We start from the raw sequence: 22,105 nt of genomic DNA on the forward strand, positions 1-22,105 counted from the left end.
CAACACCCCGGAAGGGTCAGAGCGAGGAGGCCAGTTCGGTGCCCTGCTTGATGGCCCGCTTCGCGTCGAGTTCGGCGGCCACGTCGGCACCGCCGATCAGGTGGGCTTCGATACCGGCCGCGCGGAGCTCCTCGTACAGGCCACGGCGCGGTTCCTGGCCGGTGCACAGCACGATGGTGTCGGCGGGCACCAGGTGCGGTTCACCGCCGACGGTGATGTGCAGGCCGTCCGCGTCGATCCGCTCGTACGTGGCACCGGCCACCGTGGTGACCCCGCGGTGCTTGATCTCGGCGCGGTGGATCCAGCCGGTGGTGGTGCCCAGCCCGGCGCCGACCTTGGTGGTCTTGCGCTGGAGCAGGGTGACGGTGCGCGGGGTGGCCGGCCGCTTGGGGGCGGTCAGGCCGCCCGGCGCTGCGTAGGACATGTCCACGCCCCAGTGGCGGAAGTACACCTCGGGGTCCTGGGCGGCGCCCTCGCCGCTGTCGGTGAGGAACTCGGCGACGTCGAAGCCGATGCCGCCGGCGCCGAGGACGGCGACGCGCTCGCCGACGGGCGCACCGTCGCGCAGGACGTCGAGGTAGCTGACCACGTTCGGTCCGTCGACGCCCTCGATCTCGGGGGTGCGGGGGGTGACCCCGGTGGCGACGACCACCTCGTCGTAGCCGGTGAGGGCGGCCACGTCGGCGCGGGTGTTCAGCCGGACGTCGATGCCGTGCGCGGCGAGCTGCGTACCGAAGTAGCGGATGGTCTCCTCGAACTCCTCCTTGCCGGGGATGCGGCGGGCGATGTCGAGCTGGCCGCCGATGTGGCCGGAGGCCTCGAAGAGGGTGACGGTGTGGCCGCGTTCGGCGGCGGAGACGGCGCAGGCCAGGCCGGCGGGGCCGGCTCCGACGACGGCGACGCGCTTGGCGGTCCGGGTGGGCAGGAGGACCAGCTCGGTCTCGTGGCAGGCCCGGGGGTTGACCAGGCAGCTGGTGATCTTGCCGCTGAAGGTGTGGTCCAGGCAGGCCTGGTTGCAGCCGATGCAGGTGTTGATGGTGTCGGCGGCACCGGCCTTCGCCTTGTTGACGAACTCGGCGTCCGCCAGGAAGGGGCGGGCCAGCGAGACCAGGTCGGCGCGGCCCTCGGCGAGCACCTGTTCGGCGACCTCGGGGGTGTTGAGGCGGTTGCTGGTAACAAGCGGGATGCTCACCGCGCCCATCAGCCTCTTGGTGACCCAGGTGTAGGCGCCGCGCGGGACGGAGGTGGCGATGGTGGGGATGCGGGCCTCGTGCCAGCCGATGCCGGTGTTGATGATGGTGGCGCCGGCCGCCTCGATCTCCTTGGCGAGGTGGACCACCTCGTCGAGGGTGGAGCCGCCGGGGACGAGGTCCAGCATGGAGAGCCGGTAGATCAGGATGAAGTCCTCGCCGACGGCCTCCCGGGTCCGGCGGACGATCTCCAGCGGGAAGCGCACCCGGTTCTCGTACGAGCCGCCCCAGCGGTCGGTGCGCCGGTTGGTGGCGGCGGCGATGAACTCGTTGACCAGGTAGCCCTCGGAGCCCATGATCTCGACGCCGTCGTAGCCGGCGAGGCGGGCGAGGCGGGCGGCGCGCACGAAGTCCTCGACGGTCTGCTCGACCTCGTCGTCGCTGAGCTCGTTCGGCACGAAGGGGCTGATGGGGGCCTGGAGGGCGGAGGGGGCGACCAGGTCTTTGTGGTACGCGTACCGGCCGAAGTGGAGGATCTGCATCGCGATCTTCCCGCCCTCGGCGTGCACGGCGTCCGTGATGACCCGGTGCTCGGCGGCCTCCTCCTCGGTGGTGAGGCGGGAGCCGCCCTCGAAGGGGCGGCCTGCGTCGTTGGGGGCGATACCGCCGGTGACGATGAGGCCGGCACCGCCGCGGGCCCGCTCGGCGTAGAAGGCGGCAAGCCGCTCGAAGCCGCCCTGGTGCTCCTCCAGGCCGGTGTGCATCGATCCCATGATCACGCGGTTCGGCAGGGCGGTGAAACCGAGGTCCAGGGGGCTCAGCAGGTGGGGGTACTGGCTCTGGGGGCTCTGCGGGCTCATGGGGGGCGCCTCCTCGCGCGGGTGTGATGCCCCTGTTGTAAGGGAGCGCCCCCCGATTATGCAACTAGGTGCATAACCCTGTGGTGGAGTTCACGTCAGCCGCGCCGCAGGCGGAGCGTGACGATCTGGAACGGGCGGAGGGTGAGGGCGATGGTGCCGTCCGGTGCCGGGGCGGCGACGGCCGTGCCCGCGAGGGGGCGTTCCAGCAGGTCGCTCTCGACCGCCGCCGTGATCGGGAAGCTCGCCTCGAGGACGGCGGTGGCCCGGCCGCCCAGGGACTCGTACAGGCGGACGATCACGTCGCCGCTGCGGTCCTCGGCCAGCTTCACCGCCTCGGCCACCACCGCCGGGTCGTCCACCGTCAGCAGCGGGGCGACCGGTCCGGCGCCCGCCAGAGTGCGCTCGGGCAGGTTGAGCCAGTGGCCCTCGCGGACCGCGTCGCCAATCGTGGCGCCGGGGACGAGGGAGTAGCGGAGGGTGTGGCGGCCCTGGTCGGTTTCCGGGTCCGGGTAGCGGGGGGCGCGCAGCAGGGAGAGCCTGATGGTGGTGGTCTGGCCGCCGTCCGGGCGGATGTCGCGGGTCACGTCGTGGCCGTATGTGGAGTCGTTGACCACGGCCGCCCCCCAGCCCGGCTCCTCCGCCTGGATCCAGCGGTGGGCACAGATCTCGAACTTGGCCGCCTCCCACGAGGTGTTGGTGTGGGTGGGCCGGTGGACGTGGCCGAACTGGGTTTCCGAGGAGGTGCGTTCAGCCTTCACATCCAGCGGGAAGGCGGCCTTGAGGAACTTCTCCGTCTCGTGCCAGTCCACTTCGGTGGTGAGGTCCACCCGCCGCGCCCCGGGCCGGAGGGCGATCGTCTGCCGGACGGTGGAGGCACCGAAGGAGCGGGTGGCGGTCACCGTGACCGGTCCGGCGGCGCCGGCGGCCGGGGTGACCTCCAGGGCGTCCAGGTCCGTGAGGTCGGTGACCCGGTTGCGGTAGAAGGCGTCGACGTCCCAGGCGTCCCACATGTTCGGGACATCGGGGTGGATCTGGAGCAGGTTCGCCGCCGCCCCTGGGGCGAGGGCTTCCCGCCCCGCTGCGAGGTCGCGGACGGAGACCAGCAGACCGCGGGCGTCGATCTCGACCCGCAGGCGCCCGTTGGCGAGGATGTGGCCACCGCCGGGCCGGTCCGCCAGGGTGACCGCCCCCGCGGCATCCGGGACCGCCGCCCCGCCGGCCGGGATGCCGTGGCGCGGGTGCGGGGCGCCGTTGAAGACCAGCTCGGTGCCGCCCTCGCCGGCCAGGGCGGTCTGTGCGGCGGCGATGAGCTCCTCCAGCTCCGCCCGCACCTGCGCATAGGTCGCCCGGGCCTCGCGGTGCACCCAGGCGATGGAGGACCCGGGCAGGATGTCGTGGAACTGGTGGAGCAGCACCGTCTTCCAGATCCGCTCCAGTTCCTCGTACGGGTACCGGAAGCCGGGCACCCGGACGGCCGCCGTGGCCGACCACAGCTCCGCCTCCCGCAGCAGGGACTCACTGCGCCGGTTGCCCTGCTTGGTCTTGGCCTGCGAGGTGTACGTGCCGCGGTGCAGTTCCAGGTACAGTTCGCCGGCCCAGACCGGGGCGTCCGGGTACTCGGCATGGGCCTTCGCGAAGAAGGCGTCCGGGCGCTCGATCTCCACCCGCGGGGAGCCTTCCAGGTTGCGCTGCCGCCGGGCGCGGGCCAGGTGCTCGCGGGTGGGGCCGCCCCCGCCGTCACCCCAGCCGAAGGGGACCAGGGAGCGCGAACCCCGGCCCTTCTCGCGGTAGTTGCTGGCGGCGTGCGCCAGCTGTCCGGCGCCGAGGTCGGAGTTGTAGGTGTCGACGGGCGGGAAGTGGGTGAAGACCCGGGTGCCGTCGATGCCCTCCCACCAGAAGGTGTGATGCGGGAAGGCGTTCACCTGGGACCAGGAGATCTTCTGGGTCAGGAACCAGCCGGAGCCGGACAGTCTGACGATCTGCGGCAGCGCGGCGGTGTAACCGAAGGAGTCGGGGAGCCAGACCTCGCGCGGCTCGATGCCGAACTCCTCCATGAAGAACTTCTTGCCGTACAGGAACTGACGGACCATCGCCTCACTGCCCACCATATTGGTGTCGGACTCCACCCACATGCCGCCGACCGGCACGAACTGTCCGTCGGCGATCTTCTTCTTGATCCGCTCGAAGAGTTCGGGCCGGTGCTGCTTCATCCAGTCGAGCTGCTGCGCCTGGGACATCGCGAACACGAACTCGGGGTGTCCGTCCATCAGGTTCACCATGTTGGAGGTGGTCCGCGCCACCTTGCGGACGGTCTCGCGCAGCGGCCACAGCCAGGCCGAGTCGATATGGGCGTGGCCGACCGCGCTGATCCGGTGCGCGGAGGCCCCCGCCGGGGTGGCCAGCACTCCGGCCAGCCGGGCCCGGGCGGCTGCGGCCGTGCCCGGTACGTCGTCCAGGTCGACGGCGTCCAGGGCCCGGTCCAGGGCGCGCAGGATCTCGTACCGGCGGGCGTCGGCGCCGCTGAGCTGCATCATCAGCTCGTAGAGGACGTCGAGGTCCTGGACCAGTTCCCAGACCTCGGTCTCGAAGACGGTGAGGTCCATCCGGGCGAGCCGGTAGAGGGGCCGGTCCCCGCTGGTCAGCCGGTCGCCTTCGGAGGTGGCGGAGTGGTCGACCAGGACGGGGTTGGCGGCGCCCTCCAGGTACCACTCGATGCGCTCGCCGCCCTCGGCGGCGTCGGCCACCCGTACCCAGTCGTTGTACGGGTTCAGGGCCTTGATCTCGCTGCCGTCGGCACGGTGCACCAGGCCCTCGCACTGGAAGCCGGGCATCATCCGGTCGAAGCCGAGGTCGAGCACGGCCTCGACGGTACGGCCGGCCCATTCGGCCGGGACGGTGCCGGTGAGCCGGAACCAGCTGGTGCCCCAGGCCGGGCCCCACGCCTCGCCGGCCGCACAGGGCCGGTAGGGGGCGGCCAGCCCCTCGGACACGGACACCGGCTCGCCGGGTGCGTCCCAGCGCTCGACGGTCAGGGGGACCGAGCGGGAGCGGACGGCGGGCCTGATGCGTTCCGCCAGGACGCGGCGGAGACGGTGTTCGGTGATGCGGTGGTCATCGTGCATGACGGCTGCTCCCCGGATCAGAGTTTGACGGCGCCTTCGCCGACGCCCTTGAAGAAGAAACGCTGGAGGGCGAAAAAGAGGAGCATCATCGGCAGCAGCGCAGCCATGGCACCGGCCGCGATGAGCCGCTGGTCGTTGACGGTGGTGGCGCCGGCCAGGGACTTCAGGCCGAGCTGGAGGGTGTAGTGCTCGCTGTCGGTGAGGACCAGCAGCGGCCAGAGGAAGTCGTCCCAGGCACCCATGAAGCTGGTGATGCAGACGACGGCCAGCGAGCCCTTGGCCGCCGGGAGGAACACCCGGGTGAAACGGGCCCACTCGCCGGCCCCGTCCAGCACGGCCGCTTCCTCGAGCTCCCGGGGGACGGCGAGGAAGGCCGCCCGCATGATCATGATGTTGAGGACGGACACCGCTCCGGGCAGCCAGACCCCGATGAGGGTGTCGACCAGGCCCATTCCGCGGATGGTGAGGAACATCGAGATCATCACGGATTCGAACGGAAACATCAGGGTGGCGACCAGGACGGTGAACACGGCCTTGCGGCCCTTCCACCCGGGCCGGGAGAGGGCGTAGCCGCCCATGGCCGCGAACAGCAGGTTCGAGGTGACGGCGAGCGCCGCGACGATGAGCGTATTGCCGGTGTACTGGAGCAGCGGGAAGGACTCGGCGACCCGGACGTAGTTGTCGAGGGTGGGCTGCGCGGGCAACATCCCGTCGTACACGTTCTCGGTGCGGCCCCGGAGGGAGGTCAGGAACTGCCAGACGATCGGGCCCAGCATGACCACGAGCACCAGCAGCAGGGTCAGGTACCGGCCGGCCCGCCCGATCCGACCGATCCGACCGATCCGACCGATCCGCCCCGTCCGCCTCATTCCTCGTCTCCCTTCGAGAGGCGGCGGCCCAGCAGGCTGAAGACCAGGGTCAGCAGGAACAGCAGGAGGGAGATGGCGGCGGCGTAGCCGGTCTCCCCGGCGAAGCCGAGGCCCACCTGCCGGATCAGGAAGGGCAGCGTGCGGGCACCGCCGCCGGGGCCGCCCCCTTCGCCGCCGAGGATGTAGACCTCGGTGAACACCCGGAGGGCGGAGATCGCCGAGAGGGTGCCCACCAGCAGCATCATCGGCTTCACCTGGGGCACGGTGATGCTGAAGAACCGGCGGACCGGGCCGGCGCCGTCGAGGGCGGCGGCCTCGTACAGGGAGGCGGGCACGTTCCCGAGGGCGGCCAGGTAGAAGACCATGTAGTAGCCCAGGCCCTTCCATACGGTCACCAGCATGGCGGAGAACAGCAGCAGCGTGCTGTCGGTCAGGAACGGGACGGGCTGGGAGATGAGGTCCAGCCGCCGGAAGACCGTGTTGACCAGGCCGTCGCTCCGCAGCACCCACTGCCAGATCAGGCCGACGACCACGGCGGAGGCGATGACCGGGGTGTAGAAGGCGGAACGGAAGAACCCGATGCCGGGGACCTCCTTCTGGACGAGGACGGCGAGGGCCAGCGGCAGCAGCACCAGGGCCGGTACGACGACGGCCAGGTACAGGACGCTGTTGCAGGCCGCCGTCCAGAAGTCCGGGTCGGCGAAGGCGCGGGTGTAGTTGTCGAAGCCGACGAACCGGCCGCCCTGCAGGATCCGGGCATCGGTGAAGGACAGGATGACGGTGTTGACGAAGGGCCACAGCGAGAACAGGGCCACCATCGCCAGGCCGGGGGCGAGGAACAGATACGGGGCCCACCGGACGGGCGAAGTGCGCCGGATCACCGCTCCGCCGCGTCGGCCAGGAGCCGGTTGGCCGCCTCCTGTGCCTTGCGGACGGCCGTCCTCGCGTCCTGCTCCCCCTTGATGGCCTTCTGCACCTCGCGGACCACCGCGTCACCGACCTGGTTGGTCCACTGGACGGGGGTGTTGGCGTCCAGGGCCGCGGTCTTGAGCTGTTCGGCGCCGATCGCGCGGGCCAGGGTCTCGGCGTCCGTGCCGTCGCCCCGGTCGGAGAAGTACGGGTCGGCCAGGCCCGCTGCATTGGACGGGTAGATGGTGGCCTGCTTCGAAAACGCCACCTGATTGGGGCCGTTGGTGACCCATTTGGCGAACTCGGTGGCCGCGTCCAGGTGTTCGGTGTCTTTGCGGATGCCGAGGCACTGGGCGTAGATCCCGATGTGGCCGAGGCTGCCGGTGACGGCTCCGGCGACCTGGGTCCGGTCGTAGACCTGCGGGGCGTTCCGTTTGATGTCCTTGACGAAGCCCGGGGAGCCCGGCCCGAAGACGATCTTGCCGCTGCCGTAGAGCTGGTTGACGTCGTCCGACTTCGTCAGCGACTCCTTGGGCATGGCGCCCATGGCGTACAGCTCCTTCATCCGTTCGACCCAGGCGACGGCCCGGTCGGTGTCGAAGGTGAAGGCGTCCTGCCGCTCGTTCAGGATCGGTATGCCCATCTTCTGCCAGTCCCCGGGCAGCCGGCCCTTGGGATCGGCCATGAAGGCGGCGAAGCGTCCGCCGGAGGCTCCGGCTATCCGCTCGGCGTAGTCGAAGAACTCGTCGACGCTCGTGGGCGGTTTGCCGGCGTCCAGGCCGGCCTTGGCGAACAGGTCCTTGTTGTACGTGAGGATCTCGGGGGTCACGTACCAGGGGTAGGCGTACACGCCCTCGCCCTTGCCCGGGAGCCGGAACTGTTCCCAGGCGCCCGGTACGTAGTCCCGGGCGAGAGCCCCGTCCAGCCGGGCGATATCGGCGAGCATGCCGCGGTCGCCGAGCAGCTGGAAGGAGTCGGTGGAGAGGTTGACCACGTCGGGGAGGGCGCCGGCCTGGGCGTCGGCCACCAGCTTCTCGTTGTAGCCGTCGCCCGGCACGTCCTCCCATGTGACCTCGACCTGGGGGTACTTCTGCTCGAAGGCGTCGATGACGCCCTGGACGTAGCCCGTGAAGGCGGGCTTCAGCTGGAGCGTGCGGAAGGTGATCTCGCCGGCCACCTTTCCGGTGCGCTCCGCCTCCCTCACCTGCTCCGGGCCGCCGATCCCGCAGGCGGAGAGGGCGGCCAGCAGGCCGGCCGCCGTTCCCGCGGCGAGGGCCGTGCGGATCACCTGCGAACGCGTCATCAGTGTCGCCTCCCGGTGGTCCCCGGCGACTCCGCCGGAGAGCTGCGCCCACGTTCGCCACAACCCGGGACCCCGTCAACGAGGCCGGGGTTGCGGTGGCCGGGAATGCGCGGAGGTCCGCTACAACCGGTACTGGACCTTCTCGGCGAGCGTGCCGTTGCGGTAGCAGAAGCGGTACACGCTCTCCTCGCCGACCTTGCTGTCGGCGCCGGAGATGAACCAGGAGCACTGGGTGCCTTCGGGCTGGGCCGGACCGCCCTCCTTGAGCGCCGACTTGAGGAAGGTCTCCCCGGACGGAAGTCTGCCGCGGACCTCGGCCTCGGGCTGGCCGACCTGCAACGCCTCGTAGACGGCGGGGTCGACCACGGTCTTGTCGGCGGCGTCGAGGACCTTGACGGCCCCGAAGACCAGTGCGGCGATCAGTCCTGTCCCCACCACCAGTGCCACCCCACAGCCGATCAGGCACCCCTTGCGCGCAGCCACGTTCCCGTCCTTCCGGTCGCTCCGCCCGGCACCCCGCCGGACAGGTCGACCTTGGCAAACGGACGGGGCCGGATGCTGTCCTCCAAAGTCGCCGGGTGCGGCGACGATCGTTGCCGGGGACCGGTGCCGCACCCGGCCGGGTCTCAGAGGCCGGACGGGTCGGTATTGGCTCCGCACAGCACGACGGCAACGCGCTTGCCCGGCGGTACGGGTGCGGTGCGCAGGGCGGCGAGTGCGGTGGCCGCGCCGTTCTCGACCACAAGCCGGTGTTCCTCCCACAGGGCGCGCCGGGCGGCGGTGATCGCCTCGTCCGGCACCAGCACCGAGTCGACGTCCGGGTGCTGGGCAGCACGCAGGGCATCGGCCGAGACCCGGGTGGCGCCGAGCGAGTCGGAGGCCACCGAGTCGACGGGGACGTCCACCGGCCGGCCCGCCGCCAGAGCCGCGTTCAGGGCCCGGCAGTGCTCCGGCTCGGCGGCGAGGATGCGTACGCCGTGGGCGCGGGCGGCGGTGGCCAGTCCGGCGAACAGACCGCCGCCGCCGACCGCCACGACCAGGGCGTCCAGCCCGGGGAGCGCGGTCCGGATCTCCTCGAACAGGGTCCCGGCGCCGGCCGCGATCAGCGGGTGGTCGTAGGCGTGGCTGCTCAGGGCGCCGCTGCCGGCCGCGAACTCCCGGCAGGCGGCCAGGGCTTCGGCGTACCGGTCGCCGGTGAGCCGGACCTCGGCCCCGTAACCGCGCAGCCGTTCGACCTTGACCCGTGGGGCGTTGACGGGGAGGAAGACGGTGGCGGGGATGCCGTGGGTACGGGCCGCCCAGGCGCAGGCGAGTCCCGCGTTGCCGCCGGAGGCGATGGTGACCCCGGCCTCCGGAAGTGCTCCGGCCTCGGCGTGGGCGGCGAGGAAGTTGTGGGCACCGCGGGCCTTGAAGGAGCCGGTGTGCTGGAGGTGTTCGAGTGCGTACCAGAGGCCGTCGGCGGCGGGCGCGACGGTGACCGGGCGGACCTGGCCGGCGATACGGCGGGCGGCGGCGCGGATCGCTGCGGGGTCGAGCTGCTGTTCCATCCGGGCGGGCCTTTCGTTCAGGAGGCGGGGCGGGCGGCTTCGATCAGTTGGCGCAGGGCCCCGTGGTAGACCTCGTGGTCGGTCAGTACGGGCAGCAGGGCGGCCGGGTCCGCGGTGAGGGCCGGGAACTCCTCGGGGTCGAGGGCGGCGAGGGCGGTGCGGGTGACGGCGGTGGCGCCGGCCGGGTCGCGGTGGTCGACGAAGGCGGCGCTGCCGAGCGTGAGCAGGTACAGGCGGCGGTAGACGGTCATGGCCCGGGCCGGGGTCATCCCGGCGGCGAGGCTGTCGGCGATCTGCGGTTCGACCAGCCGGGCGAGCAACTGGCGGCCCATCCAGGGCCGTCCGCCGCGCAGGGTGAGCAGTCCGGGGTGGGCGGTGAGCAACCGGTAGAGCCCGGTGAACCGCTGTTCGGTCGCTTCGGCCCAGCCGGTGCCGGCCGGCACCCCGGGGAGCCGGGCCGCCAGGTGTTCGGTGCACAGGTCGAGCAGGCCGGCCAGGTCGGTGCAGCGCCGCTGCACGGTGGCGTGCGAGACACCGAGGCGGTCGGCGAGGGTCCGGAAGCTGAGGGCACCGGGCCCTTCCTCGTCGATGAGGCGGAGGGCGGCGGCGGCGATGACCTCGGGGGTGGCGCGGTCCAGGGCGCTGGATGTCCTCGGCATGAGATACACCGTAACAGACGCTGTCACAGACGGCGTCACATACGTCATCACATACGGCGTAGCAACTCGTTCGTGTGACGAAACCGCCGCCCATTCGGTGGTTATCCACCGGAGAGTGCAGACATGCATTGACAGTGGGTAATCGCCTCGCTGCACTGAGCGCACGACGCCCCCACGTCAAGGAGATTCCGTGCCGTCTCGCCTGCGTGCGCTTTCCGGCAGCCTCACCGCCGCCGCCCTGATCGCCGTGTCCCTGGCCGCCGCCCCGGCGGTGGCCGAGCCCACCGCGACCTCGGACACCCCCCTCGCCCTCACCCCGCCCATGGGCTGGAACAACTGGGCGCACTACATGTGCGACATCGACGAGCAGAAGGTGCTTGCCAACGCCGATGCCCTGGTCGCCACCGGACTGGCGGCCAAGGGGTACGACACGGTGACCGTGGACGACTGCTGGATGACCAAGAGCCGGGACGCGGAGGGCAACCTGGTGGCCGACCCGGTGAAGTTCCCCCGCGGAATGGCCTGGCTCGGCGAGTACCTGCACGAGCGGGGGCTCAAGTTCGGGATCTACCAGGACGCCGGGTTCCTCACCTGCGAGCGCTATCCGGGCAGCGGCACCCCGGACGGCGGCGGCGACGACCACTTCGACCGGGACGCACGGCTGTTCGCCTCCTGGAAGGTGGACTACGTCAAGATGGACGGCTGCAACATGTGGGTGCCGCCCGGGAAGACAAAGGAACAGGCCTACCGCGACGCCTACCACTCGGTCGCCCGGGCGCTGCGCGCCAGCGGACGCGACATGATCCTCTCGGCCTCCGCACCCGCCTACTTCCAGCAGGGCGAATGGGGCGGCCCGGACTGGCACAAGGTGATCGGCTGGGTCGGCGACACCGGGCAGCTGTGGCGCGAGGGCCGGGACATCAAGGTCTACAACCCGGCCGCGCCGGCCACCTCGCGCTGGGCCTCGGTGCTCGGCAACTACGGCTACAACCGCTGGCTGGGCCGCTATGCGAGCCCCGGCAACTGGAACGACCCGGACTTCCTGATCGCGGGCGCGCCCGGGCTCACCGACGAGGAGAGCCGCAGCCAGGTCGCCCTGTGGGCGATGATGGCGGCCCCGTTCATCCTGTCCTCCGAGGTCGGGAAGATCGGCGAGGCGGGTCTGGCCGCACTCAAGAACGACGCCCTGATCACCCTCGACCAGGACCCGATGGGCCGCCAGGGCGCGGTGGTCTCCACCGACGGCACCTTCGACGTGCTCGCCCGGCCGCTGGCGAACGGGGACCGGGCCGTCGCCGTGCTCAACCGGTCCGGCACCGCCCGGGAGGCGTCGGTGCCGCTCACCGGCATCGGCCTGCACTCCTGCACGGTGGACGCCACCGACCTGTGGACCGGCGCCACGGCCGAGGTCTCCAGGGCACTGACCGCGCAGGTCCCGGCGCACGGCACGGCCGTCTGGCGGCTGAGCCCGCGCGGCTGCGCCGAGGCCGTGCCCACCGGGCAGATCACCGGTGAGGGCATGAAGTGCGCCGACGGTGAGAACACCACCGGGGTGGGGGCGGTGGTGATGTCGGCCTGCACCGGCGGCCCCGACCAGCGGTGGGTCCTCGGGCACGACCGGACGGTCCGGCTGCTGGGGGACTGCCTGACGGCCGGCCCGGACGGCGCGGTGGCCCTGGCGGACTGCACCGGGGACGCGGCCGGGCAGCGCTGGACGCACCGCCGCGACGGGGCCCTGGTCGCGGACGGCGGCGAGCTCTGCCTGGACGCTCCGGCCGCCCCGGCCGTACCGGACGCCACTGCGCCCCGGCTGGCGCTCCGGCCGTGCGGCGACCACGCGGTCAACCAGCTGTGGTCCCTGCCCGTCTGATGGCCCGCCTGATGGCTCGCCTGATGGCCCGTCTCATGGTCGGGCTGACGGCCCGACGGACCCGTACCGCGGCCGGGCGGGCGGGCGTGCCCCCGGGCGACGGGGGTCCGCCCTGCCTGGACGGAGCCGGCAGCCCCGGCGAGGGCGGGCACACGGCACGACGGGCCGCACCGGTCGCGCAGCGTGCCCTGGCCGCGGCGCTGGCCATGCTGGCAGCGCTGTGCCTCGGGGCAGCCGCCCGCGTACCGGCGCCCGCCGTGCCGGCTGCGCCCGCCGTGCCCGCCTTCGACGACACTCCGGCGCAGGCCGCCCTGAAACGGCTGCTGCCGCGCCAGGCCGCCCAGTTCGTCCTGGAGCCCGGCCCCGCGGGCCCGGCCGGCCAGGACACCTTCACGGTGTCCGGCACGGCCGGCCGGATCACCGTCCACGGCAACACCCCGGCCACCCAGCTCACCGGGGTCGGCTGGTACCTCCAGCATGTGGCCGGGGCCGACATCGGCTGGCCCGGCGACAGTCTCGGCGAGCTTCCCGAGGTGCTGCCCGCGGTACCGGCACCGGTCAGCCGCAGCGCGCTGGTGCCGCACCGGTACGCGCTCAACGACACCGACGACGGCTACTCGGGCGCGTACCGCTCCTTCGCCGAGCACCAGCGGCAGATCGACCTGCTCGCCCTGCACGGCGTCAACGAGGTGCTGGTGCAGGCCGGAGCCGAATACCCGTACTTCCGGGCCCTGCAGGGCTTCGGGTACACGGCCGCGGAACTGCTGGAGTGGATCCCCGGACCCGCGCATCAGAGCTGGTGGCTGCTGCAGAACCTGACCGGGTTCGGCGGCCCGGTCAGCGAGCGGTTGCTGACCGCCCGCGCCACGCTCGGGCGGCAGATCGCCGACCAGCTCCGCGGTCTGGGCATGACCCCCGTCCTGCCCGGCTACTTCGGCACGGTCCCGCCGGGCTTCTCCGCACGCAACGGCTCGGCTTCGGTGATCCCGCAGGGCGACTGGGCCGGGTTCGAGCGGCCCGACTGGCTGGATCCGACGGAACCGGTGTTCGCCCGGCTCGCCGCCGCCTACTACGCCGAGCAGCGGACCGCGTTCGGGGACTCGGCCATGTACCGGATGAGCCCGCTGCACGAGGGCGGGCAGACCGGGACGGTGGACGTCCGGGCCGCCGCGGGAGCGGTGCAGACCGCGCTCCATGCCGCGCATCCGGGGGCCCTGTGGGCCGTACTGGGCTGGCAGGACGACCCGACCGCGGAGCTGCTCGCCGGGGTGGACACCTCGAAGCTGCTGATCCTGGACGGGCTGTCCGACCGGTACAACCGGCTGGACCGGGAGGCCCGTTGGGGCGGTACGCCGTACGCCATCGGCACCATCTACAACTTCGGCGGGCACACCACCATCGGCGCCAACACCTCGGTGTGGATCGACCGGTTCGAGGCCTGGCGGGGGAAGGCCGCCAGTGCGCTGCGCGGGACGGCGTACATGCCGGAGGCGACCGGGACCAATCCGGCGGCCTTCGACCTGTTCACCGATCTGGCGTGGGAGCCGGGCCCGGTGGATCAGAAGCGGTGGTTCGCGGATTTCGCGGCCCGCCGGTACGGGCGGCCGGACCCCGATGCCGCGGCGGCCTGGGAGGAGCTGCGGCTGGGCCCGTACAGCACCTCTTCGGGGCTGTGGTCGGAGTCCCAGGACAGCCTGTTCACGGCGCGGCCGAGCCTGACGGCGGTGGGTGCGGCCCACTGGAGCCCCAAGGCGATGCGCTACCCGGCCGCGCATGTCCGCCGGGCGCTGGACCATCTGCTGGCGGTGGCACCGGAGTTGCGGGATTCCAGTGCGTACCGGTTCGACCTGGTGGACACGGCACGGCAGGCCCTCGCCAACCACTCGCGGGTGCTGCTGCCGCAGATCAAGACGGCGTACGAGGAGAAGAGCCTGGCCAGGTTCCGTACGCTGACGGCCGAATGGGCGGAGCACGAGCGGCAGTTGAATGCGCTCACCGGATCCGACCCGAACTTCCTGCTGGGCGGCTGGCTGACGGCGGCCCGCTCCTGGGGTGCCGACACGGCCGAGCAGGACCGGTACGAGTACGACGCCCGGGCGCTCCTGAGCGTGTGGGGCCGGCACAGTACGAGCGAGGGCGGCTTCCTGCACGACTACGCCAACCGTGAATGGTCGGGGCTGATCTCGGAGTTGTACGCGCCGCGGTGGGCGGTGTACTTCGCCACGCTGGAGGAGGCGCTGTCCGAGGGAACGGCGCCGCGGGAGATCGACTGGTACGCCTACGAGGAGTCCTGGGCCCGGCGGACCACCCGGCACGCCACCGAACCGGCCGGGGATCCGTACACCCTGGCCCGGGGCATCGCCCGGACGCTGGACTCTTGACACGGGGCGGTGGGCGGCGAAGGGTGGTTTGTGCAAAACCTGCAGAAATTCCCGCTCGGGTGATCGATCATGACCCCAGAGGAACTGCTGGAGATGTCGTACCAGCAGTTGCGCAACAGAACCCTCAGCGTCGAGGACCTGAAACAGCTCAATCCGGAGCAGCTGGGGCAGCTCGCTGAGCGAATCGAACGGGCCACGGGGGTCAGAAACTGGATTCCGCAGCTGGAAGCCGAGATCGCCCAGCTCAAGGTGCAATCGGCCCACAACTTCGATCGCATGCAGAAGATCGGAGATCTGCCGTCCGGGGATCCGGCACGGTCCGTGCTGAGAGAAGCCATGAGGATGTGGCAGCGGGCCGAGGGGGATTTGTACGACAAGAGGGCCGAGCTCGACGGCGTGCGCCAGGCCTACGACCGGGCCCTCAACAACCGGCAGGTCTTCCAGCAGGTGAGCCAGGCGCAAGCGGCCTCGGCCCAGGCCGCGGAAGCGGTGAGCGAGGCCCGCCAGGCCGCCGGCGCCGCCCCCCAGAGCCGTCTGGCGTCGGCCGCGCAGAGTCTGTGGAACAGCGGCCCCGTCCAATGGGTCAGGGGTGTGGTGGACAAGGGCACGAACGGGTTGATGCAGGGGGCCCGCGCCGTCCGCAACGGCGCGGCGAACCTGTGGAACGCGGCCTGGCCGGCGATCAGGGACAACGGGCGGGCGGTCCTGTCCGCCGGGGCAGCTGCCGTCGGCGCCGTGAAGTCGGGCGCGGGTTCTCTGATCGCTGCTGTGGCCCGGGGTTTCCCCGGCGGTGTCCCCGGGATCATCGCGTCCGTCGGCCTGCTGACGCTGGTGGGCGTGGGGACGTGGGTGTGGAGTGCGTCCGACACGCCCGAACCGAACAAGCCGCCGGGCGTGCCGGCGCCGGTGGAACAGCCCGCCGAACACCCACCGGACGAGCCCGCACCGAACGAACCGGCTCCGGCCGAGCCCGCACCGAATGAGCCTGTGCCGGCCGAGCCCGCACCGAATGAGCCCGTCCCGAACCAGCCTGCGCCCGTGGAGCCGCTGCCCGCCGACCCTCCGCCGGACGCTCCCGCTCCGCCACCCGCGGAACCCCAGCCCGTCGCGCCTCCCCCGGAAGAACCACGGCCTGCCGAGCCTCCCCAGGAGCACCAGCCCCCGCAGGACCAGCCTCCACAGGACCGGCCTCCGGCGGAGCCACCCCAGGAGGAACCGCGTCCCGCCGAGCCGCCGCCCGCCGACCGCCCTCCGGACGAGCCTGCGCCGGTGAAACCCCAGCCGGTGGCCCCGCCCCCGCCGCCCGAGCCCCAGCACGAGGAGCCGCCTCCGCCGCCGGAGCGTCCCGTCGCCCCTCCGCCGCCCCCGCCCGAACCCCAGCACGAGGCGCCCAAGCCCGTGGCACCTCCCCCACCCCCACCCGAGCCTCAACACGAGGCGCCCAAGCCCGTGGCACCCCCGCCACCCCCACCCGAACCCCAACACGAGGCGCCCAAGCCCGTGGCACCCCCGCCACCCGAACCCCAACACGAAGCACCCCAGCCCGTCGCCCCGCCCCCGCCGGCGCCGGAAGCGCCCGCGCCCCCGCCCGCCGAGCCCCAGCCCGTCGCGCCCCCGCCGGCCGACCCTCCCCCACCCCCGCCGGCCGAACCACAACCGGTCGCCCCGCCCCCGCCGCAGCCCGAGGCGCCCGCGCCCGAGGTGCCGGCCCCGGACGAGGGCACGGGCCAGTAGCCGCGGCCGGTGGCGGCAGCCGGTGGCCGCAGCCGCTCCCGCCGTAGAATCAGGCGTGGATTCCGAAGCGGAGCCGACAGCAGGGCCGGAACCGGAGCCGACGGCGGAGCCGAATCGGTGGCTCGGTGCGGTCGCCGGGCTGGCGGCCGGGTTCGCCGGGCTGTGCGCCGCGGAGCTGACCGCCGCAGCCGCCCGGCCTGAGTCGAGTCCCGTCACCGCAGTCGGCGGCGCCGTGGTGGACCGTACGCCGGCCTTCGTGAAGGACTGGGCGATCCGCCAGTTCGGCACCGCCGACAAGGCGGTGCTGCTCACCGGGGTCGTGGTCCTGCTGGCCTGTGTGGCCGCCGCGGCCGGGATGCTGGCCGTCCGGCGCCGCGCAGCCGGGGTTGCGGTGGCCGGTGCCTTCGGGTTGATCGGAGCGGCTGCCGCACTGAGCCGGCCCGAGGCGGGTGCCCGGGATGCGCTGCCCTCCCTGGCCGGCGGGGCGGTCGCCGCCGCCGTACTCCTGCTGCTGGCCACGGCTCTGCGCCGGCCCCGGCCCGCCTGGTGGCAGCCCGGTACCGGCGGGGCCTGGGCCCTGGACCGGCGCGGTTTCGGCCGGCTGCTCGCAGCCGCCCTCGCGGTGTCCGCCGGGGCCGGGCTGGCCGGCCGGCGGCTCGGGGCCTTCGGCGCGGCCGGGGCCACCGCGTCCCGGTCCGCGGTACGGCTGCCGCCGCCCGCCTCCCCCGCCCCGCCGCTACCGGCCGGCGCCGATCTCCGCGTACCCGGCCTGTCCCCTTTCCTGACCCCGAACGCGGACTTCTACCGGGTGGACACCGCGCTGGTGGTGCCCCGGGTCGACGCGGACACCTGGTCCCTGCGGATCCACGGCACCGGCGTGGACCGCCCGCTGACCCTGAGCTTCGCCGAGCTCCTCGCCCGCCCCCTGGTCGAACGGGACATCACCCTCGCCTGCGTGTCCAATGAGGTCGGCGGCCCGTACGTGGGCAACGCGCGCTGGCTCGGCGTACCGCTGGCCGGTCTGCTGCGCGAGGCCGGGGTGCGCCCGCCGTCCCAGGGCGGGCCGGCCGATCAGCTGGTGGCCCGGTCGGTGGACGGGATGACCCTGGGCACCCCCGTCGAGACCGTGCTGGACGGCCGGGACGCCCTGCTTGCCATCGGCATGAACGGCGAGCCGCTGCCCTTCTCCCACGGCTTCCCGGTGCGGATGGTGGTCCCCGGGCTGTACGGGTACGTGTCCGCCTGCAAGTGGCTGCGCGAGCTGCGGCTGACCACCTTCGCGGAGTACGACGCGTACTGGGTGCGCAGGGGCTGGGCAGAGCGTGCCCCGGTGAAGACCCAGGCACGGATCGACACCCCGCGCCCGTTCGCGAAGCCGGCCCCCGGGCGGGTACCGGTGGCCGGGGTGGCCTGGGCCCAGCACCGGGGCATCGACCGGGTGGAGGTACGGGTGGACGGCGGCCCCTGGCAGCAGGCCCGGCTGGCCGACCCGGTCGGCATCGACACCTGGAGGCAGTGGGTGTGGGAATGGGACGCGGAGCCGGGCAGCCACACCCTGGAGGCCCGCGCCACGGACGGCACAGGCACCCCGCAGACGGGCAAGCGGTCCGGCACGGTCCCGGACGGGGCAACGGGCTGGCACACGATCACGGTCCGCGTCCCGGCCCGCCCCACCCCCTAGTCAGCCGGCCGGCGGGGTCAGGCGGACCGGGAGGGAGTCGACGCTGTTGGCTATGAAGCTGCGCTGGTGGGGAAGGGTGGGGGCGGGCGCGGCGAGGGTGAGGTCCGGGAAGCGGGCGAAGAGGTGTTCCAGGGCAATGGTGGCCTCCAGCCGGGCGAGGGGGGCGCCGAGGCAGTAGTGGGCGCCGTGGCCGAAGGAGAGGTTGCGGGCCGTGATGGGGCGGGTGAGGTCGAAGCGGTCGGCGTCCGGGCCGTAGGCCTCGGGGTCGCGGCCGGCGGCGGTGTAGCCGGCCAGGACCGGGGTTCCCTGCGGGATGACGGTGCCGGCCAGGTGGAGGTCGCGGGTGGGGTAGCGGAACGGGAACCAGCTGATCGGGCCGTCCCAGCGGAGGGTCTCGTCGACCACGTCGTTCCAGCTCGCCTTGCCGGACCGGACCAGGGCCAGCTGGTCGGGGTGGGTGCACAGGGCCCGGACCGCATTGGTGATCAGGTTGAGGGTGGTCTCGTGGCCGGCCACCAGCATCAGGCGCATGGTGCCGATCAGTTCGGCTTCGCTGAGCCGGTCGCCGTCGGCGGCGCGGGCGGCGAGCAGCGCACTGGTGAGGTCCTCGCCGGGGTCGGCGGTGCGGGCCGCGGCGATCGTGCCCATCAGTTCGACGAGTTCACGGACGGCGGCCATGGCCTCGGCCGGGGTGGTGTCGGTGGCGACGATGACCTTGTTGGACAGTTCGTGGAGGCGGCCCCGGTGTTCGGGGTCGACGCCGAGGAGTTCGCAGATCACGCTCATCGGGAGCGGGAGGGCGAAGTGGCGGCGGAGGTCCGCCGTGCCGTCGCCGGTGGCGGCGGCCTCCGCGAGGTCGTCGAGGAGCTCGGCCGTGAGGGTTTCGATGCGCGGGCGGAGCTGCTCCACCTGGCGGGCGGTGAAGGCGTTGCCGGCCAGGGAGCGGAGCCGGCGGTGGTCCGCGCCGTCGGCGGTGTGCATGCCCTGGGCGTGGGCAAAGACCCGGAGCGGCCACTGGGCTGGGACGGTGCCGTCCTGGAGTCCGGTGAAGTGCCGGGCGTCCTTGGCCACATCGGGGTGGGCGAGGAACTCCCTGAGCGCCTCGTGCCCGAGGACCACGGCGCCCGGCACTCCGCCGGGGAGGACCACTTCCGCCACTGCGCCGCGGGCCAGCAGCTCCGCGTTGAGGGCGTGGGGGCAGCCACCCGCCGGGTCGATCCGGTGCGGCTCTGATTCATCCGTCATTCGGCCAACAGTGCAGGGTGGTATCCGAGTTGAACAAGTACGGGTCAGAACCAGTTGAGGGTGAGGGGGAAGGTCACGGTGGCGGCGGCTGCGGTGCTGTCGGTGGCCGTGGCGGTGATCTGGAGGGTGCCGCTGCCCCACGGTTTGCCGGTGATGCGGCCGGTGGCGGCATCGACGCTCAGGCCCCAGGGCAGGCCGGTGGCGGTGTAGCGGACCGGGGGGTTGCCGCCGGTGGCGGTGAGCCGGATGGTGCAGGTCTGGTTGAAGACGCAGGTCTGGGGGCCGGGGTTGGTCAGCTTCAGGTCCCCTGGGGTGGGCGTGGGGGTCGGGGTGGGGGTGGGGGTCGGGGTGGGGGTGGGGGTGGTGCCGCAGCCGGGGGTGGCTTCCGGTGGGAGCGGGATGCGCCAGATCTGGGTGTCGTTCTCCGAGCCGGCCAGCAGGGAGGTGCAGTCGGCGTACGTGACGATCTCGCCCTGCGGCTGGGCGGGCAGCGCCACATCCGCGAGCTTGGCGCCCGAGGTGTCGTACACGGAGGCCGTGTTGGCGCCCACCGGGCCGCCGCTGCGGAGGACGTACGAGGCGCCGGAGGGGGAGAACGCGCCGTCGGTGGCGAAGACCGGGCCCGGGCGGACCGGGGTGAGGGTGTTGACCTGGCCGGGCTGTGGGGGAAGCGGGGCCTTGTACAACTGGCCTGCCGCGCCGATCAGTTTGCTGGCCACGTAGAGCTGCCCGGTGACCGGGTCGGCCAGCAGGGATTCCGCGTCGTGCCGGCCGTCCGCGTAGGCGAAGCGGTACGAGACCGGGGTCACGGTGGCACTGGCGAGCTGATCGGGCTCGGGAAAGCTGTGGACCTGGATTTCGGCGCGGGCACTGAAGTTGTCCCCGATGTCGCCCACCAGGATCACCGCGCGACCGGCCGAATCCTTGCCGAGGGCCAGCCCTTCCCAGTCGCTGTTGGTGGTGCCGGCGAGGGTGTAGGTGGCCTTCAGCGTGCCGGCGGGCGTGGAACAGTCCACGGCGAAGACCTGGTTGGTGTTGCCGCTGTCGTTCACGGCGTAGAAGACGTTCGGGTGCTTGCGGCTCATGGCCAGACCGCTGATCTCGGTCATACCGGGCGGCAGGGTGCACTTCTTCTCGGGGGCGGCCAGGCCGGCGGGCCTGGCGGGTCCGGTGGCGGGGCCGGTGTTCATCCAGGCGACCGCGGGCAGCGGCCACAGCAGCATCGCGAAGGCCGCCACGGTGAGGACGGCGGCCCTCGGCGGCGTGAGGAGCCGGGATCGGGCTCGGGATCGGGATCGGGACATGCTCACAATGTGACGAGGCGTCAGAGTTGGCGCCAGAGCCGTTCCCGGCCTCTTGAGCATCGTTCCATGCCGGGGTGGCATGGTTCAGCGCGCGGGTTCCCGGACCGGCGCGTTGTGCCGGGCGTGCGCGATGAAGGCCCGGGCGGCCCGGCTCAGCGGGCGGCGGGCGTGCGCGATGCCCACCGGGCGCAGCAGCGGCGGGGTGAAGGAGCGGATCTCCGCCCGGTCGCCGAAGGCCCGTAACACCACGTCCCGGTACCAGATCAGGGAACCGCGACCGTCCGTCACCCCGGTCACCCAGGCCAGCCGCTCGTCCACCTCCAGGCTGGGTACGGGCCGGACGCCGAGGCAGCTGAACATGGCCTCCATCTCGGTGCGGCGGCCGGTCCCCGGGGTCGGGAGCACCATCGGGAGGCCGTCGAGGGCACGCAGCGGCATCGGATCGGGCAGTCCGCAGCCCAGGGGGGAAATCAGGACGACTTCCCGCTCCTGGATGTAGTGGGTCGACAGCTCCTTGTCCACCGGCAGATCGACCAGTGCGAGCTCTGCCCGGCCGTCGGTGACCGATTGGACCAGGGCCTCCCGCCCGTCGTATTGCTGCAGGTGGACGTCCACACCGGGGTGCCGGGCGCTGTAGGCGGGCACCAGGTCGGAGGCCAGGTCCAGGGCCAGTGTGGGGGTGGTGACCAGGTTGAGGGTGGTGCGCGCGGTGTTCCCGTGGGCCGTCCCGATGTCGTCGATGGCTTCCACCGCGTCCAGTACGGTCCGGGCCAGCCGGACCACTCGGGCCCCCTCGGGGGTGAGTTCCACACCTCTGCCGCGGCGGGCGAGCAGATCCACACCGAGGTCACGCTCCATGGCCTGGACGGCCCGGGACAGGGCGGACTGGGCAACGAAGACCGAGGCTGCCGCGCTGGTGATGGAACGACAGTCCGCGACGGCGACGAGATAACGAAGCTGCGCGAGTGTGGGGGTCATGACCGGAAGGTAACTGCGGGACCTTGCGGGTGTAAGGGTCCGCAGGTGAACAACTGACCGCGTGCGGTGCACACGTGATGCAATGTCGGCGACAAGACATGCCGCTCCGGCATGAGCGGTCCGTGCACTTTGCGCCGGGGGCACGCGCCGGAGTGCCACCGCTCCCCCGGCATCCGTGCAGGCCGGGGGCCTCGGACGGGATGGTGGGACGGTCCCGGCCGAATCGCCGACGGCGGCTGCGGAGCGAAGGGATGGCCTCCGCATGCCGGTTGACAGCTCACGGCGGCCCCCGCACGATGCATCGCGGCATCAGGGAATTTGACCAATGCTCAACTCCGGTGTCCGGCGGGGGCCCCGCCCGCTCCCCCCGCCTCGACACCGCAGCTTCCCGCACACTGCACCGCACACCGCACCGTGCACCGCGTCCGCGTACCGCACCGCGCACCGCGTCCC

The 22,105-nt window shown here is 72.5% G+C and carries 15 protein-coding genes; 4 read left to right on the plus strand and 11 right to left on the minus strand.

Annotation, left to right across the window (positions count from 1 at the left end; translation table 11 throughout):
- Nucleotides 1-16: 16 nt before the first annotated feature.
- From DEJ50_RS04320 to DEJ50_RS04355, 8 genes are all read right to left on the minus strand, one after another.
- Nucleotides 17-2,050 (minus strand): NADPH-dependent 2,4-dienoyl-CoA reductase, encoded by a 2,034-nt coding sequence (locus DEJ50_RS04320; RefSeq protein ID WP_150206120.1) that lies wholly within the window; start codon nt 2,048-2,050, stop codon nt 17-19.
- 95 nt (nt 2,051-2,145) lie between these two features.
- Nucleotides 2,146-5,172 (minus strand): alpha-mannosidase, encoded by a 3,027-nt coding sequence (locus DEJ50_RS04325; protein WP_150206122.1) that lies wholly within the window; start codon nt 5,170-5,172, stop codon nt 2,146-2,148.
- A 17-nt stretch (nt 5,173-5,189) separates the two neighbouring features.
- A complete protein-coding gene (locus tag DEJ50_RS04330) occupies nt 5,190-6,041 on the minus strand; it encodes a carbohydrate ABC transporter permease (RefSeq protein ID WP_150206124.1) in 852 nt (283 codons plus the stop codon).
- Nucleotides 6,038-6,859, minus strand: a complete 822-nt coding sequence (locus DEJ50_RS04335; protein ID WP_223838063.1) for a carbohydrate ABC transporter permease — start codon at nt 6,857-6,859, stop codon at nt 6,038-6,040. The genes DEJ50_RS04330 and DEJ50_RS04335 overlap by 4 nt, the downstream gene beginning before the upstream one ends.
- 59 nt (nt 6,860-6,918) lie before the next feature.
- The gene (locus DEJ50_RS04340; RefSeq protein WP_150206125.1) at nt 6,919-8,253 is read right to left on the minus strand and encodes an ABC transporter substrate-binding protein; all 1,335 of its coding nucleotides are present in this window, start codon (nt 8,251-8,253) and stop codon (nt 6,919-6,921) included.
- A gap of 120 nt (nt 8,254-8,373) precedes the next feature.
- Nucleotides 8,374-8,736, minus strand: coding sequence for a hypothetical protein (locus DEJ50_RS04345; RefSeq protein WP_150206127.1), 363 nt, complete (start codon nt 8,734-8,736; stop codon nt 8,374-8,376).
- A 143-nt stretch (nt 8,737-8,879) separates the two neighbouring features.
- Complete coding sequence (locus DEJ50_RS04350) at nt 8,880-9,800, minus strand: serine/threonine dehydratase (protein ID WP_150206129.1); 921 nt, start codon at nt 9,798-9,800, stop codon at nt 8,880-8,882.
- A 17-nt stretch (nt 9,801-9,817) separates the two neighbouring features.
- Nucleotides 9,818-10,459 (minus strand): TetR/AcrR family transcriptional regulator, encoded by a 642-nt coding sequence (locus DEJ50_RS04355; RefSeq protein ID WP_150206131.1) that lies wholly within the window; start codon nt 10,457-10,459, stop codon nt 9,818-9,820.
- Between the two features lie 190 nt (nt 10,460-10,649).
- Between DEJ50_RS04355 and DEJ50_RS04360 the strand changes: the two genes are divergently transcribed.
- The 4 genes from DEJ50_RS04360 to DEJ50_RS04375 all read left to right on the plus strand — a co-directional run bounded on the left by DEJ50_RS04360 (nt 10,650) and on the right by DEJ50_RS04375 (nt 18,125).
- Nucleotides 10,650-12,329 (plus strand): ricin-type beta-trefoil lectin domain protein, encoded by a 1,680-nt coding sequence (locus DEJ50_RS04360; RefSeq protein WP_223837589.1) that lies wholly within the window; start codon nt 10,650-10,652, stop codon nt 12,327-12,329.
- 11 nt (nt 12,330-12,340) lie between these two features.
- On the plus strand, nt 12,341-14,710 hold the full coding sequence (locus DEJ50_RS04365) for an alpha-N-acetylglucosaminidase (RefSeq protein WP_223837590.1): 2,370 nt from the start codon (nt 12,341-12,343) through the stop codon (nt 14,708-14,710).
- Nucleotides 14,711-14,779: 69 nt separating this feature from the next.
- Nucleotides 14,780-16,444, plus strand: coding sequence for a hypothetical protein (locus tag DEJ50_RS04370; protein ID WP_150206133.1), 1,665 nt, complete (start codon nt 14,780-14,782; stop codon nt 16,442-16,444).
- A 139-nt stretch (nt 16,445-16,583) separates the two neighbouring features.
- Complete coding sequence (locus tag DEJ50_RS04375) at nt 16,584-18,125, plus strand: molybdopterin-dependent oxidoreductase (protein WP_150211893.1); 1,542 nt, start codon at nt 16,584-16,586, stop codon at nt 18,123-18,125.
- On the opposite strand, the gene DEJ50_RS04380 is transcribed toward DEJ50_RS04375, so the two are convergent.
- From DEJ50_RS04380 to DEJ50_RS04390, 3 genes are all read right to left on the minus strand, one after another.
- The gene (locus tag DEJ50_RS04380) at nt 18,126-19,370 is read right to left on the minus strand and encodes a cytochrome P450 family protein (RefSeq protein WP_150206135.1); all 1,245 of its coding nucleotides are present in this window, start codon (nt 19,368-19,370) and stop codon (nt 18,126-18,128) included. It lies immediately after the preceding gene.
- A 44-nt stretch (nt 19,371-19,414) separates the two neighbouring features.
- Complete coding sequence (locus DEJ50_RS04385) at nt 19,415-20,674, minus strand: putative Ig domain-containing protein (protein WP_150206136.1); 1,260 nt, start codon at nt 20,672-20,674, stop codon at nt 19,415-19,417.
- Between the two features lie 84 nt (nt 20,675-20,758).
- Nucleotides 20,759-21,652 (minus strand): LysR family transcriptional regulator, encoded by an 894-nt coding sequence (locus tag DEJ50_RS04390; RefSeq protein ID WP_190344279.1) that lies wholly within the window; start codon nt 21,650-21,652, stop codon nt 20,759-20,761.
- Nucleotides 21,653-22,105: the final 453 nt, after the last annotated feature.

This window comes from Streptomyces venezuelae (genome assembly GCF_008642295.1).
Classification (GTDB): Bacteria; Actinomycetota; Actinomycetes; order Streptomycetales; family Streptomycetaceae; genus Streptomyces; species Streptomyces venezuelae_C.

Excerpts from the sequence above, each read along its gene's own strand:
- DEJ50_RS04320 (WP_150206120.1), bottom strand. The coding sequence starts at position 2,050 with ATGAGCCCGCAGAGCCCCCAGAGCCAGTACCCCCACCTGCTGAGCCCC.
- DEJ50_RS04325 (WP_150206122.1), bottom strand. The coding sequence starts at position 5,172 with ATGCACGATGACCACCGCATCACCGAACACCGTCTCCGCCGCGTCCTG.
- DEJ50_RS04330 (WP_150206124.1), bottom strand. The coding sequence starts at position 6,041 with ATGAGGCGGACGGGGCGGATCGGTCGGATCGGTCGGATCGGTCGGATC.
- DEJ50_RS04335 (WP_223838063.1), bottom strand. The coding sequence starts at position 6,859 with ATGGTGGCCCTGTTCTCGCTGTGGCCCTTCGTCAACACCGTCATCCTG.
- DEJ50_RS04340 (WP_150206125.1), bottom strand. The coding sequence starts at position 8,253 with ATGACGCGTTCGCAGGTGATCCGCACGGCCCTCGCCGCGGGAACGGCG.
- DEJ50_RS04350 (WP_150206129.1), bottom strand. The coding sequence starts at position 9,800 with ATGGAACAGCAGCTCGACCCCGCAGCGATCCGCGCCGCCGCCCGCCGT.
- DEJ50_RS04355 (WP_150206131.1), bottom strand. The coding sequence starts at position 10,459 with ATGCCGAGGACATCCAGCGCCCTGGACCGCGCCACCCCCGAGGTCATC.
- DEJ50_RS04365 (WP_223837590.1), top strand. The coding sequence starts at position 12,341 with ATGGCTCGCCTGATGGCCCGTCTCATGGTCGGGCTGACGGCCCGACGG.
- DEJ50_RS04370 (WP_150206133.1), top strand. The coding sequence starts at position 14,780 with ATGACCCCAGAGGAACTGCTGGAGATGTCGTACCAGCAGTTGCGCAAC.
- DEJ50_RS04380 (WP_150206135.1), bottom strand. The coding sequence starts at position 19,370 with ATGACGGATGAATCAGAGCCGCACCGGATCGACCCGGCGGGTGGCTGC.
- DEJ50_RS04385 (WP_150206136.1), bottom strand. The coding sequence starts at position 20,674 with ATGTCCCGATCCCGATCCCGAGCCCGATCCCGGCTCCTCACGCCGCCG.
- DEJ50_RS04390 (WP_190344279.1), bottom strand. The coding sequence starts at position 21,652 with ATGACCCCCACACTCGCGCAGCTTCGTTATCTCGTCGCCGTCGCGGAC.